Annotated in this window: 14 protein-coding genes; 2 read left to right on the top strand and 12 right to left on the bottom strand. The window is 60.1% G+C overall.

Features of this window, described 5'->3' with window-relative positions; translation table 11 throughout:
• Positions 1-34: 34 nt before the first annotated feature.
• On the bottom strand, positions 35-1,222 hold the full coding sequence (nhaA, locus tag H097_RS05455) for a Na+/H+ antiporter NhaA (RefSeq protein WP_032858105.1): 1,188 nt from the start codon (positions 1,220-1,222) through the stop codon (positions 35-37).
• A 216-nt stretch (positions 1,223-1,438) separates the two neighbouring features.
• Here nhaA and H097_RS05450 point away from each other — a divergent pair, with 216 nt between their 5' ends.
• On the top strand, positions 1,439-2,533 hold the full coding sequence (locus tag H097_RS05450) for a PLP-dependent cysteine synthase family protein (protein WP_032858103.1): 1,095 nt from the start codon (positions 1,439-1,441) through the stop codon (positions 2,531-2,533).
• A gap of 82 nt (positions 2,534-2,615) precedes the next feature.
• Here the strand turns inward: H097_RS05450 and H097_RS05445 are convergent, their stop codons facing one another.
• The 3 genes from H097_RS05445 to H097_RS05435 form a co-directional block, all read right to left on the bottom strand.
• Positions 2,616-4,229 (bottom strand): NAD(P)/FAD-dependent oxidoreductase, encoded by a 1,614-nt coding sequence (locus H097_RS05445; protein ID WP_032858102.1) that lies wholly within the window; start codon positions 4,227-4,229, stop codon positions 2,616-2,618.
• 106 nt (positions 4,230-4,335) lie between these two features.
• Positions 4,336-5,007: a membrane protein gene (locus H097_RS05440; RefSeq protein ID WP_032858100.1), complete on the bottom strand. Its 672-nt coding sequence runs from the start codon at positions 5,005-5,007 to the stop codon at positions 4,336-4,338.
• 75 nt (positions 5,008-5,082) lie between these two features.
• Positions 5,083-5,682, bottom strand: a complete 600-nt coding sequence (locus H097_RS05435) for a short chain dehydrogenase (RefSeq protein WP_032858098.1) — start codon at positions 5,680-5,682, stop codon at positions 5,083-5,085.
• Positions 5,683-5,787: 105 nt separating this feature from the next.
• On the opposite strand from H097_RS05435, the gene H097_RS05430 reads away from it, so the two are divergent.
• Positions 5,788-6,696 carry a LysR family transcriptional regulator gene (locus H097_RS05430; RefSeq protein ID WP_032858096.1) on the top strand — a complete coding sequence of 303 codons (909 nt, stop codon included), beginning with the start codon at positions 5,788-5,790 and terminating at the stop codon, positions 6,694-6,696.
• On the opposite strand, the gene H097_RS05425 is transcribed toward H097_RS05430, so the two are convergent.
• The 8 genes from H097_RS05425 to livH form a co-directional block, all read right to left on the bottom strand.
• Positions 6,693-7,178 carry a DoxX family protein gene (locus tag H097_RS05425; RefSeq protein ID WP_032858094.1) on the bottom strand — a complete coding sequence of 162 codons (486 nt, stop codon included), beginning with the start codon at positions 7,176-7,178 and terminating at the stop codon, positions 6,693-6,695. The genes H097_RS05430 and H097_RS05425 overlap by 4 nt on opposite strands.
• Positions 7,175-7,939, bottom strand: coding sequence for a DNA-binding domain-containing protein (locus H097_RS05420; RefSeq protein ID WP_032858092.1), 765 nt, complete (start codon positions 7,937-7,939; stop codon positions 7,175-7,177). The genes H097_RS05425 and H097_RS05420 overlap by 4 nt, the downstream gene beginning before the upstream one ends.
• Positions 7,936-8,817 (bottom strand): DUF692 domain-containing protein, encoded by an 882-nt coding sequence (locus H097_RS05415; protein WP_032858090.1) that lies wholly within the window; start codon positions 8,815-8,817, stop codon positions 7,936-7,938. The genes H097_RS05420 and H097_RS05415 overlap by 4 nt, the downstream gene beginning before the upstream one ends.
• Before the next feature lie 22 nt (positions 8,818-8,839).
• Entirely contained in the window at positions 8,840-9,142 is a 303-nt protein-coding gene (locus H097_RS05410; protein ID WP_032858087.1) for a DUF2282 domain-containing protein, read from the bottom strand.
• Positions 9,143-9,412: 270 nt separating this feature from the next.
• A complete protein-coding gene (locus H097_RS05405; protein WP_029297115.1) occupies positions 9,413-10,114 on the bottom strand; it encodes an ABC transporter ATP-binding protein in 702 nt (233 codons plus the stop codon).
• The gene (gene livG, locus H097_RS05400) at positions 10,115-10,882 is read right to left on the bottom strand and encodes a high-affinity branched-chain amino acid ABC transporter ATP-binding protein LivG (protein ID WP_032858084.1); all 768 of its coding nucleotides are present in this window, start codon (positions 10,880-10,882) and stop codon (positions 10,115-10,117) included. It abuts the gene before it with no gap.
• Positions 10,879-12,132 (bottom strand): high-affinity branched-chain amino acid ABC transporter permease LivM, encoded by a 1,254-nt coding sequence (locus H097_RS05395; RefSeq protein WP_032858082.1) that lies wholly within the window; start codon positions 12,130-12,132, stop codon positions 10,879-10,881. Before H097_RS05395 ends, livG begins: the two co-directional genes overlap by 4 nt.
• Positions 12,129-13,052 (bottom strand): high-affinity branched-chain amino acid ABC transporter permease LivH, encoded by a 924-nt coding sequence (livH, locus tag H097_RS05390; protein ID WP_032858079.1) that lies wholly within the window; start codon positions 13,050-13,052, stop codon positions 12,129-12,131. Before livH ends, H097_RS05395 begins: the two co-directional genes overlap by 4 nt.
• Between the last annotated feature and the right edge of the window lie 220 nt (positions 13,053-13,272).

Below are 13,272 nucleotides of genomic sequence, written 5' to 3'. Positions count from 1 at the left end.
TTTTTTTATTGCGCGCTCAGGTGAACAGAGCGCGTTACGCGTTGACCGTCGCCTGTTTGCGACTGGCCATCGCCGTCACGGCATAACCAATCAGTGCCGCAAGGATCGAGCCGGTGAGAATGCCCATCCGGTCCATCCCGGCGTATTCGCTACTGCCCGGCAGGAACGCCAGCGAGCCGACAAACAGACTCATGGTAAAGCCAATGCCACACAGGATGGCCACGCCCATGACCTGGCCCCAATTGGCGCCGGTCGGCAGGGCCGCAAGGCCGGTTTTCACCGCAAGCCAGGTCAGGCCAAACACGCCGACGGTCTTACCCACCAGCAGGCCAGCGGCGATACCCATTGGCACATGATGGGTGAAGCTCTCCAGGTTGACGCCGGTCAGGGATACGCCGGCGTTGGCAAAGGCGAACAGTGGCAGGATGCCGTACGCCACCCAGGGATGCAGGGCATGTTCCAGGCCCAGCAGGGGCGACGGCTCGGCGTTCTTGGTGCGCAGCGGAATGCAGAACGCCAGGGTGACGCCAGCCAGGGTCGCGTGAACACCACTCTTGAGTACGCAGACCCACAGGATCAGGCCGATGATCAGATACGGCCCGAGCTTCACCACCCCCAGGCGGTTCATGGCGATCAAGGCGACAAGACAGGCGCCGGCGCCTGCCAGCGACGCGGTGGACAGGTCGCCGGAGTAGAAAATCGCGATGACGATGATGGCACCCAGGTCATCGATGATCGCCAGGGTCATCAAGAACAGCTTCAGCGACACCGGCACACGCTTGCCCAGCAGCGCCAATACCCCGAGGGCAAAGGCGATATCGGTGGCCATCGGGATGGCCCAGCCGCCCAGGGCGGCCGGGTTATCCTTGTTCAGTGCCCAGTAGATCAGCGCCGGCACCACCATGCCGCCAATGGCCGCAGCGCCTGGCAGCACGACCTGGGAAGGTTTGGACAGGTGGCCGTCGAGCAACTCGCGCTTGACCTCCAGGCCGATCAGCAGGAAGAACAGGGCCATCAGGCCATCATTGATCCACAGCAGCGAGGGCTTGGCGATTTGCAGGGCGCCGATCTGGACGGCGACGGGCACTTCAAGAAAGCTGTTATAGAACGAGGACAGCGGCGAATTGTTGATGATCAGGGCCAAGGCGGCTGCAGCGATCAGTAACAGACCACTGGCCGCTTCGAGCTGGAAGAAACGGGTAAACGTGCTACGCAGAGGCAAGGGATGCTCTCCAATCAAAGTTCAATAGGGGCGTACCCTAACCCGTACTGTTAGTTGTTAAAACAAAAGTTATATTCTTTTTTGTTATATAAAAGCGCCGTTGTATGGATTGCGTCAACGCCTGGCAATTATGTATCGAATTGAGTCATGACTGTATCTGTGTGCAGTGTAGGAAACACCCTAAGATCAAGCCTGAAAACTTAATGGAACTTGAGCATGAACGACCACCGTCCGTGGGCCCGAGAGGCCATCCGCATTATTGAAGCGGACTTCCAGCGCAGCGCCGACACCCACCTGATCCCACTACCGTTGCCGGGCTTGCCGGGAATCGAGTTGTATTTCAAGGATGAGTCCAGCCATCCCACCGGGAGCCTGAAGCACCGGCTGGCCCGTTCCTTGTTCCTGTATGCCCTGTGCAATGGCTGGCTCAAACCGGGCGCGCCAGTGATCGAAGCTTCCAGCGGTTCGACGGCGATCTCCGAGGCGTACTTCGCGCGCTTGTTGGGCCTGCCGTTCATTGCGGTGATGCCGGCCACCACCTCCCAGGAAAAGATTGCGCAGATCGCCTTTTACGGCGGCAAGAGCCACCTGGTGCAGGATCCCACGCAGATCTACGCCGAATCCGAACGCCTGGCGCAGGAAAGTGGCGGGCACTTCATGGACCAGTTCACCTACGCCGAACGGGCCACCGACTGGCGGGCGAACAACAATATTGCCGAATCGATCTTCCAGCAGTTGCGCTTCGAACGGCATCCCGAGCCGAGCTGGCTGATTTCCAGCCCGGGTACCGGCGGTACCACCGCAACCCTGGGGCGTTATGTGCGTTATCGCCAGCATTGCACCCGGGTGTTGTGTGCCGACGCCGAGCGTTCAGTGTTTTTTGAGTACTACCAGAGCGGTGATGCCAGCTTGCGCCTGGACTGCGGTTCGCGGATCGAGGGCATCGGCCGGCCACGAGTAGAGGCATCGTTCTTGCCCAAGGTGATCGATGCGATGGTCAAGGTGCCAGATGCCTTGTCGCTGGCGGCCATGCATTATCTGGCGCAACGCTTGGGACGGCGGGTCGGGGGGTCCAGCGGCACCAACCTGATTGGCGCATTGATTGCCGCGCAGCAGATGCAGGCGGCGGGGGAGTCGGGGTCTATCGTGGCGATTCTGTGTGATGGGGGCGAGCGTTATGCCACAACCTATTACGACGATGCGTGGTTGATCGGGCAAGGGTATGAGCTGGAAGTGTTGATTGACGCGGTGGCTGCCACTGTCGAACGGGGCGAGCCGTTGCCGGACAGCATCCTGCGCGCCAATATCTAAAATTTCCTGTGTATGGAAACCATTGTGGGAGTCGGGCAAGCCCGGCTCCCACAATAGAGAGGGGTCGTTTACGAGTGAACTGTCAGGCCTCGATACCGAGGATGTTGCGCGCCACGGCTTCAGCAATCCGAATCCCGTCAACGCCTGCCGACAAGATCCCACCGGCATAACCGGCGCCTTCACCAGCCGGGAACAGGCCTTTGACATTCAAACTCTGCATCGACGCGTCGCGGGTGATCCGCAGCGGCGACGAGGTGCGAGTCTCGATCCCGGTCAGTACTGCGTCATGCAGCGAGTAGCCCTTGATCTGCTTCTCAAAGGCCGGCAGCGCTTCGCGGATGGCCTCGATGGCGAAGTCTGGCAACGCCAGGGCCAAATCACCGAGTGCTACACCTGGCTTGTAGGACGGTTCCACAGTGCCAATGGCGGTGGACGGCTTGCCGGCGATGAAATCACCGACCAGTTGCGCCGGTGCTTCGTAGTTGCTGCCGCCAAGGATGAATGCGTGGGATTCCAGGCGCTCCTGCAACTCGATCCCGGCCAGCGGGCCGCCCGGATAGTCCACTTCCGGGGTGATGCCGACCACGATCCCGGAGTTGGCATTGCGTTCGTTACGCGAGTACTGGCTCATGCCATTGGTCACGACCCGATTCGGCTCGGAGGTGGCTGCCACCACCGTACCGCCCGGGCACATGCAAAAGCTGTACACCGAACGGCCGTTCTTGGCGTGGTGCACCAACTTGTAGTCGGCCGCGCCCAGTTTCGGGTGCCCGGCATACTTGCCCAGGCGTGCGGCGTCGATCAGCGATTGTGGGTGTTCGATGCGAAAACCCACCGAAAACGGCTTGGCTTCCATGTACACGCCACGACCGTGGAGCATGCGGAAGGTGTCGCGGGCGCTGTGGCCGAGGGCAAGGATCACGTGCTTGGAGAGGATCTGCTCGCCACTATCGACCACCACGCCATTCAACTGGCCATCTTCGATCAGCACGTCGGTGACCCGCTGTTCGAAACGCACCTCACCGCCCAGGGCGATGATCTGCTGGCGCATGTTTTCCACCACGCCGGTCAGGCGGAAGGTGCCGATGTGCGGTTTGCTGACGTAGAGGATCTCATCTGGCGCGCCGGCCTTGACGAACTCATGCAAGACCTTGCGCCCGTGGAATTTCGGGTCCTTGATCTGGCTGTAGAGCTTGCCGTCGGAAAAGGTCCCGGCGCCACCCTCGCCGAACTGCACGTTGGACTCGGGATTGAGTACGCTTTTGCGCCACAGGCCCCAGGTGTCCTTGGTGCGCTGGCGCACTTCGCGGCCGCGTTCGAGGATGATCGGCTTGAAACCCATCTGCGCCAGCAACAACCCGGCAAAGATCCCGCAAGGGCCGAAACCGACAACGATGGGCCGCTCGCTCAGGCCTGCCGGCGCCTGGCCCACGACCTTGTAGCTGACATCGGGCGCGGCATTGATATTGCGGTCGTCGGCGAACTTGAGCAGCAGGGCGGCTTCACCCTTGACCTCAAGGTCGACGGTGTAGATGAAGCACAGCTCCGACGATTTCTTGCGCGCGTCGTAGCTGCGTTTGAACAGGGTGAAATCGAGCAGATCATCACTGGCGATGCCCAGGCGCTGCACGATGGCAGGCCGCAGGTCTTCTTCGGGATGGTCGATGGGCAGCTTGAGTTCGGTGATTCGTAGCATGACAGGATCCGATATGCGGCGTTTGGTAGGGCCGGCGGTTTTGCAAACCGGCGATTATAAGCCCCAACGGCGCTTTCCCGTCATGCTAAAACAGCGCAGGGTCGAATCAGTCGTCCCGTGAGCCACCAAATGCCGCGCAGCCACGCTGTACCTGACCGTTGATCCGAAGTTCGGCGCTCATGTGTTGCAGGCTGCCGCTGACGCTGTCGATGCAGCGCTGGGGCGCGACCCACAATTCAATTTGCTGGCCGTTGGCTTCGGTGGTGAGGTTGAAGCGGCCATCACCCAGTTGCTCTTCCACATAAGGCACCGGCAACGGTGGCTGGCCTTCGCGTTGCAGGACCATGCCCTTGTTGGTCACATTCAGTGCCCAGGCTGGCTTATGCCCGTTGGCGCGCAGGATCATGCGCTTGAAGTCCGGGTCGTCACAGGCTGAGGTCGAGCGTTCGACGCGGTACAACTGTTGCAGGTCAACCTGGCCCTGGGTACCGCTGGCGACCCCGGAGAACTTGCCGCGCAAGTCGGCAAACAACGCCCCTTGCTGGCCGGCCAGGGACGCTGCTTCCTGGAGGATGCTGGTGCCGCCGGTATCGCTGACCACGTAGTTGCGCTGATCATGGCAGGGCTGGAACAGCAACTTGTCGCCGATGGCCGTCAACTCGCCCTGCATGCGAGTCAGGCCCGCAGTGGAGGACGTCTCCGGATCGTTTTCAAACACCTGGCAGGCGGCGAACAGGGGCAGCAGGGCAAACAGAGCAAGGATACGGGCGGCAAGCATTATCGGGTCTCCTGATAAGTGCCGCCACGTTACGCAGGCTGGCGCTGCATCACAAGCCTGGAATACAGGTTGAATTCATCCAACGATGTAAGTCTGCCCTGTCTGTAAACCTTCAACGCTTTTTGCGTAGGACAATGCCACATCCGCCGCAGGAACCGGCTTAAAACCCCTGAAATAAGGGGCATAGCTACCCATGGCTTCAACCAGCACGTTCGGGCTGACCGAGTTGATGCGCAGACCCCGTGGCAACTCTATCGCTGCAGCCTTCACGAAGGCGTCTATGGCGCCATTGACCAGCGCGGCAGAGGCGCCGGTGCGGATCGGATCGCGATTGAGGATGCCGCTGGTGAAAGTGAACGACGCACCGTCGTTGGCGAACTCGCGGCCTATCAGCAGCAGGTTGACCTGGCCCATCAGCTTGTCTTGCAGGCCGAGGTCGAAGTGGCTGGCGTCCATTTCGCCCAGGGGCACGAAGTTGACGCTGCCGGCGGCGCACACCAGGGCATCGAACTTGCCGGTTTGCGCAAACAGTTGGCGGATCGACGCGCTGTCGCTGATATCGACCTGAAAGTCGCCACTCTTGCGGCCAATAGTGATCACTTCATGGCGTTGGGACAGCTCGGTCTTGACCGCAGAACCGATGGTGCCGCTGGCGCCAATCAACAGGATTTTCATGGTGTCGTTCCTCCAGATACTCAGATGAGCCTTGAGTCTAGAGTGGTTTTTTCTGCGGATAAGCGCACTAATAGGCAACCTTTGGTTTTCAAATGGAAACAATCCATGAGCGAAATGGATGATCTGGCGGCGTTTGCGGTGTTGATCGAAGCCGGCAGCTTTACCTTGGCAGCCCAGCAACTGGGCTGCAGCAAGGGCCAGTTGTCCAAGCGTATCAGCCAGTTGGAGGCGCAGTTTTCGGTGGTGTTGTTGCACCGCACGACCCGGCGACTCAGCCTGACGGCCGCAGGTGCAGCGCTATTGCCCCAGGCGCAGGGGCTGGTGATTCAGGTCGAGCGTGCCCGACAGGCATTGGCGCGACTCAAGGACGATTTGGCCGGGCCTGTGCGTATGACGGTTCCGGTGTCCTTGGGTGAGACTTTTTTCGATGGCCTGTTGCTGGATTTTTCCAGGCGGTATCCGCAGGTGCAGATCGAGTTGGATCTCAACAACAGCTATCGCGACCTGGCCCGGGACGGTTTTGACCTGGCGGTGCGCTCAGAGGTGGCCAACGATGAGCGCCTGGTTGCCAAGCCACTGTTGGCCTGGCATGAAATGACCTGTGCCAGCCCGGCCTATCTGGAGCAATACGGTGAACCGCTGACGCCGGCCGACCTGGTTGGCCACCGTTGCTTGCTCAACAGCCACTACAGTGGGCGTGAGGAGTGGTTGTATCACCAGCAGCACGAGTTGTTGCGGGTGCGGGTGGATGGCACCTTTGCCTCCAACCACTACAACCTGCTGAAAAAGGCTGCGCTGGTGGGCGCCGGTATTGCCCGGCTGCCATCCTATCTGTTGCAGATGGAATTGGCTGACGGCCGGCTTCGTTGGCTCCTGCGTGATTATCAGACCCGCAGCATGCCGATGTACCTGGTCCATCCGTATCAGGGCGGGCTACCACGTCGTACCCAGGTGCTGGCCGATTACCTAGTGGGCTGGTTCAAGCGCAACGGTGAGGCACTGGACCGGCTTTAGCGCCAGCGCCGGGCAATCCAGTGATCAATCGATACCCGTCCTGGCCCCTTGGCCATCAACACCAGTAGCAAAGCGATCCAGGTGCCGTGGGTCGGGTACGCGTCGGGGTAGACAAACAGCTGAATCACCAGCGTCATGCCCAGTAGTGCCAGGGCTGAAAAACGCGTGGCAAGCCCCAGCAAAATCAGGATCGGGAAAAAATGCTCGGCGAACGTGGCCAGGTACGCGGCCACTTCTGCAGGCACAAACGGTATCCGGTATTCACTTTGAAACAACGGCACGGTGGAGTTGGCCAGGTGGGGTACGCCGAGTTCGAAGGTGCCGTCTACCAGATCGACAGCAAACCCCTGGACTTTGGTCTGGCCGGACTTCCAGAACACCGCCGCAATGGAAAAGCGTGCGACAAGGGCAATCAGGCTGTAGGGGATTTTCTCGAAGGTTTGAATGACGCGTGCAATCAGACTCGGGGCGGTAGTGTTCATGGTTGTACCTTGATATGGGTGATGGCGCGGTGGCTGATCAGCAGCCCCAGGCATTGGTGCAGGTCAAATTCGCTGGACGCATCCAGGGCATACGCCACCGCCATTTCCAGAGGCCAGGCGTTGTTCAGGCTGTTGATAAACGTCACGCAACCGGCGTCGATGCAGAACACTTCGACTTCCAGGCCGTTGCGCAGGACCAGCGCACTTTGCCCATGCCATGGATCAAGGCTGGCGACGCTATCGGTGGTTTGATGCGCGGCCCATAACGCCACCACGGCATAGTTCGATTGCAGGGTGGCAACGGATGGATGCAATTGCAGGCTTACGCTGCCCAGGCTGGGGAGTTGTTGCAGTTGATTGATGACGGCCTCTGGGTCAGCGACAGGGGTGTCGGCGGCGTGATACGCATTGACCCGCAAGCGCTCCAGCCGGGCGATGTCGGCCAGGTACGGCACAGTGGCGGCGGGGGCGAACCCCTGGATAAAGTCGGCCAAGTCACTGCCGTACTCGTTGAGCAGTGGGCTGGTGGGCGGATACGCCTGGACGTACAGCCCGGCCATGGCCCGGAAAAACCCATCGCCCACCAGTTGCCGGGTCACGGGGTAGCTGTCGAGCAGGGCGTTGATCAACGAACTGTGGACGTTGTTGCGGTACACCGCAAAACGACTGGCGGGATCGGCGCCATTGTTGCTGAACAGGCCATCGGGGCAGGGCTGGTCTGGCGCCAGGAGAGCCTTGGCAAAATCCTCCTGCAGATTCATGAGTGCACCGCCACGGCCAGCAGGTGCCGGTCAGCTTGCTGGACCTCAGCCTGTAATACGTGTAATGCCGGTACATCGTTGTCACGCTCAATCAGCGTGGCCACCGGCCCGACCCGTTGCAGTGCCTGCTGATACAGGTGCCATACGGCGTTGTCGATGGGCGCACCGTGATCATCAATCAGCAGGCGGTCACCGAGGCTGTCGGAGTCTTCGGCAAAGCCTGCCAGATGAATTTCACCCACCGCGTGCAATGGCAAGGCGTCAAGGTAAGCCAATGGATCCTGCTGATGATTGATGCAGGACACGTACACATTGTTCACGTCCAGCAGCAAACCGCAGCCGGTGCGCCGGATGACTTCGCTGATGAAGTCGGTTTCATCCAGGGTGGAGCGTTGGAACTGCAGGTAGGTCGACGGGTTCTCCAGCAGCATTCGCCGCTTGAGGGTGGTTTGTACCTGGTCAATGTGCTCGCACACCCGCTTGAGGGCCGCGTCGTCATAGGCCAGGGGCAGCAGATCGTTGAGAAACACCGGGCCGTGGCTGGACCAGGCCAGGTGTTCGGAAAAGGATTGGGGCTGATAGCGTTCTATCAGTACCGCCAGGCGTGCAAGGTGGTCCTGGTTCAGCGGGCCTTCGCCGCCGATGGACAGGCCAACGCCGTGCAGCGACAGTGGGTACTGTTCGCGGATCAATCCCAGGTAGTGATGAAAAGGCCCGCCGGCCACCATGTAGTTTTCGGCGTGGACTTCAAAAAAACCAATATCGGGCAGGGTCGCGAGCACTTCTGCCAAGTGCTCACTCTTGAGTCCCAGCCCAGCCCGGCGCGGAAGGCCGGGCGCCTGAGCCTGGGCGACATCAGGCAGGGATGAAAACGTCATCGTCAGTACTCAGGCGGGGGATTCAGGACTTGGCCTTGAAGGCTTCCAATTGGCCAAAACCGGTCGGCGAGGTTTTGCTTTCCATCTTCACGCAGGTGCCTTCAGGGACCAGATTCCAGGCGTTGGCCTGGTAGTCGGTTTTCGAGGTGCCCGCACAGGTGGTGCCGGCGCCTGCGGCGCAGTCGTTCTTGCCTTTGAGGGCGACGCCAAAGCATTTTTCCATCTTCGCGTCGTCAGCATGGGCAACAGTGGTCAAGGTGCTCAGGCTCAAGGCAGAACCCAGGGCCAGGACGAGGGTGGCGGCGGACAGTGAACGGGTGGTCATGGTGTTTCTCCAGCAGTGAGGTAGGTAAGGAAGCGTTTTTGCTTGCTTACCCCACTAGAGAAAGGGGGGAGGAGATCGTTACAAGGGGATCGAAGAAAATTTAAAACAACGCAAGTTTATCGGAGCACAAAAAGCAAATGTGGGAGCGGGCTTGCTCGCGATGGCGGTGGGTCAGTCAAATATTTATTAACTGACCCACCGCCATCGCGAGCAAGCCCGCTCCCACACAAGCCCGCCCACAGTTAGACCCGGTTTATCCAGCAACCGTTTTTAGCCGCCCAGGTAAGCCTCGCGCACTTTCGGATCGGTCAGCAGTTGTTCGCCGCTGCCCTGCATCACCACCCGGCCGTTTTCCAGCACATAGGCGCGGTCGGCAATCTTCAATGCCTGGTTGGCGTTTTGCTCCACCAAAAACACCGTCACACCGTCCTTGCGCAGTTGCTCGATGATGTCGAAGATCTGCTGGATGATGATCGGGGCCAGGCCCAGGGAGGGTTCGTCCAACAACAGCAGCTTGGGTTTGCTCATCAGCGCACGGCCGATGGCAAGCATTTGCTGTTCGCCACCAGACATGGTGCCGCCGCGCTGGCTGAAACGCTCCTTGAGCCGAGGGAACAGGTGCAGCACCTTGTCCATCTGCTCCTGGTAGTCGCCCTTGTCGGTAAAGAACCCACCCATGGCCAGGTTTTCTTCCACGGTCAGGCGGGCAAACACCCGACGGCCTTCCGGGACCACGGCAATGCTTTTGCGCATGATCGCCGCTGAATGCTGGCCCACCAGTTCCTCACCCATGTAGCGGATGCTGCCGCTGTGAGCCTGGGGCGAACCGCACAAGGTCATCAGCAAGGTGGATTTGCCGGCACCGTTGGCGCCGATCAGGGTGACGATTTCGCCCTGGCGCACTTCCACGTTGACGTCGTGCAGGGCCTGGATCTTGCCGTAGAAAGTGGAAACGTTTTCGAATTGCAGCATTTACGCTTCCCCCAAATAGGCTTTGATCACTTGCGGGTTGTCGCGGATCTGCTCCGGCGTCCCGTTGGCCAACGGCGTACCCTGGTTGATCACGACGATATGGTCGGAAATGCTCATGACCAGTTTCATGTCGTGTTCGATCAGCAGTACGGTGGCGTTGTTTTCTTCACGCAGCACACCGATCAACGCCTTGAGGTCTTCGGTTTCCTTGGGGTTGAGACCCGCAGCCGGTTCGTCGAGCATGAGGATCCGCGGGCGGGTCATCATGCAGCGGGCGATTTCCAGGCGACGTTGCTGACCATAGGCCAGGGTGCCGGCCGGCCGGTTGGCAAACTCGGTGAGGTTGACCTTGTCCAGCCAGTACGCGGCGTACTCCATGGCCTCGCGCTCGCTCTTGCGGAACGCCGGGGTCTTGAACAGGCCCGCGAAGAAGTTGGTGTTCAGGTGGCGGTGCTGGGCGATCAGCAGGTTTTCCACTGCTGTCATGTCCTTGAACAACCGCACGTTCTGGAAGGTCCGCACTACGCCCTTGCGAGCGATCTCGTGACCGGCCAGGCCCTGGATCGGCTGGCCGTCCAGCAGGATGCTGCCACCGGCCGGCTTGTAGAAGCCGGTCAGGCAGTTGAACACCGTGGTCTTGCCGGCGCCGTTGGGGCCGATCAGCGCTACAACCTGCTTCTCTTTCACGGTCAGGGCCACGCCATTGACCGCCAGCAGGCCGCCGAAGCGCATGCTCAGGTTTTCGACTTTCAGGATCTCGCGGCTCATTTGCGCAGCTCCATATGTGGACGTTGCATGGGCAGCAAGCCTTGAGGGCGCCAGATCATCATCAGCACCATCATGGCGCCGAACATCAACATGCGGTATTCGCTGAACTCACGCATCAGTTCCGGCAACAGGATCATCACGATGGCTGCGAGGATCACGCCCAACTGCGAGCCCATGCCACCCAATACCACGATGGCGAGGATGATTGCCGACTCGATGAAGGTGAACGACTCCGGCGTTACCAGGCCTTGGCGCGCGGCGAAGAAGCTACCGGCAAAACCGGCGAACGCGGCGCCCAGGGTGAAGGCCGAGAGCTTGATGACGGTCGGGTTCAGGCCCAGCGCACGGCAGGCGATTTCGTCTTCACGCAATGCTTCCCAGGCACGCCCGATCGGCATGCGCAGCAGGCGGTTGATCACGAACAGCGCGGCCAGGGCCAGCAACAGGGCGACCAGATACAGGAACACCACCTTGCTCACCGGGTTGTAGGCAATCCCGAAGTACTCGTGGAAGGTCTGCATGCCTTCTGCAGCGGAGCGGTCAAACGACAAGCCGAAGAACGTCGGCTTGGGAATGCTGCTGATGCCGTTGGGGCCGCCAGTGATGTCGGTGAGGTTACGCAGGAACAGACGGATGATCTCACCAAAACCCAGGGTCACGATGGCCAGGTAGTCACCACGCAGGCGCAACACCGGGAAGCCCAGCAGGAAACCGAACGTCGCCGCCGCCATGCCCGCCAGTGGCAGGCAGATCCAGAAGCTCCAGCCCAGGTAATGCGAGAGCAGCGCGTAGGTGTAGGCACCCACCGCGTAGAAGCCCACATACCCCAGGTCGAGCAGGCCGGCCAGGCCCACCACGATGTTCAGGCCCAGGCCCAGCAGCACGTAGATCAGGATCAGGGTGGCGATATCCACCGCACCTCGGGAGCCGAAGAATGGCCAGATCAACGCGGCCACGATCAGGCCGATGATGATGTAGCGCTGGGTGCGCGGCAGGGTCAGGAACTGGCTGACCTTGGGCGATACCAGCGGGCCACGATTGGACTTGAGCAGCGCCCCGACCTGCTGGGTGAACAGCACCCGCAGGAACATCAGCACCGAGCACAGGGCAATGATGGTCAGGGTTACTGGCCCGGTGCCGTGTACTTCAAGGTTGATCCCGACAATGCTCAACTTGAGCCCGAGTACCGGAAAGGCCACGGCCCATACCAGCAAGGCGCTGAAAAACGCCGATTTAAGATATCTGCTCATACTTTCTCAACCTCCGGACGGCCCAGGATGCCGGTCGGCCGGAATAACAGCACCAGAACCAATAGACCGAAGGCCACCACGTCCTTGTACTGGTCGCCGAAGATATCGGCCCCAAAGGCTTCGGCCACACCCAGCACCAGCCCACCGAGCATGGCGCCCGGAATACTGCCGATGCCGCCCAGGACCGCCGCAGTGAAGGCCTTGAGGCCCACCAGGAAACCGGCGTTGGGGTTGATCACGCCATACTGCATGCTCAGCAACACGGCGGCGACAGCGGCCAGTGCGGCACCGATGACGAAGGTCAGGGCGATGATGTTGTTGGTGTTGATGCCCAGCAGGTTGGCCATCTTGATATCTTCGGCACAGGCCCGGCAGGCGCGCCCCAGACGGGAGCGGGAGATGAACAGGGTCAGGCCCAGCATCGCCACCAGGGTGACGACAAAGACCAGGATCTGCATGTAGGAAATCAGCACTTCTTGTGCGCCACCTGGGCCGAAGGAAATGCTCCCCGGGATCAGGTTGGGAATGGACTTGTCCTTGGAGTCCTGGGACAGCAATACGGTGTTCTGCAGGAAAATCGACATGCCGATGGCGGAAATCAACGGGATCAGGCGGTTGCTGCCACGCAAGGGGCGGTACGCAACGCGTTCGATACTGTAGCCGTAGGCACTGGTTACGACGATTGACGCAAGGAACGCGGCAGTCATCAACAGCGGCAGGGAGTGGATACCCATCATGGCCAGCCCGGCAATGGCAATGAAGGCCACGTAGGAACCAATCATGTACACCTCGCCGTGGGCGAAGTTAATCATTCCAATGATGCCGTAAACCATTGTGTAGCCAATGGCTATCAAGGCATAGGTGCTGCCAATGGTCAGGCCATTAACCAGCTGTTGGAAAAAATGATAGATCTCAGGCATTACAGCGCTCCTAAAAACCCGATACGCATTTCACTGGTGGAGTCATCTTCCAGCCCGGTGCTGTGTTCTGTGAGCACATTTGCACCAAGCATTTGCCAGCGAACCGCTGGTGACGGTTTTAAGATTTTCAGGTGAACCAGCGCCCGGATCGCGGGTGCGTGGCCCATAAACCTCGTAAAACAAAACCCACTGCTTGCACAGTGGGCTTGTTGTCCAGTAA

This window comes from Pseudomonas sp. FH4 (assembly GCF_000510915.2).
Classification (GTDB): domain Bacteria; phylum Pseudomonadota; class Gammaproteobacteria; order Pseudomonadales; family Pseudomonadaceae; genus Aquipseudomonas; species Aquipseudomonas brenneri.
This window is presented reverse-complemented; position numbering and strand designations above follow the sequence as displayed.

Coding starts and splice junctions, on each gene's coding strand:
- H097_RS05445 (WP_032858102.1), bottom strand. CDS start 4,229: ATGCTACGAATCACCGAACTCAAGCTGCCCATCGACCATCCCGAAGAA.
- livH (WP_032858079.1), bottom strand. CDS start 13,052: ATGCCTGAGATCTATCATTTTTTCCAACAGCTGGTTAATGGCCTGACC.
- H097_RS05395 (WP_032858082.1), bottom strand. CDS start 12,132: ATGAGCAGATATCTTAAATCGGCGTTTTTCAGCGCCTTGCTGGTATGG.
- H097_RS05435 (WP_032858098.1), bottom strand. CDS start 5,682: ATGAAAATCCTGTTGATTGGCGCCAGCGGCACCATCGGTTCTGCGGTC.
- H097_RS05450 (WP_032858103.1), top strand. CDS start 1,439: ATGAACGACCACCGTCCGTGGGCCCGAGAGGCCATCCGCATTATTGAA.
- H097_RS05410 (WP_032858087.1), bottom strand. CDS start 9,142: ATGACCACCCGTTCACTGTCCGCCGCCACCCTCGTCCTGGCCCTGGGT.
- H097_RS05415 (WP_032858090.1), bottom strand. CDS start 8,817: ATGACGTTTTCATCCCTGCCTGATGTCGCCCAGGCTCAGGCGCCCGGC.
- H097_RS05405 (WP_029297115.1), bottom strand. CDS start 10,114: ATGCTGCAATTCGAAAACGTTTCCACTTTCTACGGCAAGATCCAGGCC.
- H097_RS05440 (WP_032858100.1), bottom strand. CDS start 5,007: ATGCTTGCCGCCCGTATCCTTGCTCTGTTTGCCCTGCTGCCCCTGTTC.
- H097_RS05430 (WP_032858096.1), top strand. CDS start 5,788: ATGAGCGAAATGGATGATCTGGCGGCGTTTGCGGTGTTGATCGAAGCC.
- H097_RS05420 (WP_032858092.1), bottom strand. CDS start 7,939: ATGAATCTGCAGGAGGATTTTGCCAAGGCTCTCCTGGCGCCAGACCAG.
- livG (WP_032858084.1), bottom strand. CDS start 10,882: ATGAGCCGCGAGATCCTGAAAGTCGAAAACCTGAGCATGCGCTTCGGC.
- H097_RS05425 (WP_032858094.1), bottom strand. CDS start 7,178: ATGAACACTACCGCCCCGAGTCTGATTGCACGCGTCATTCAAACCTTC.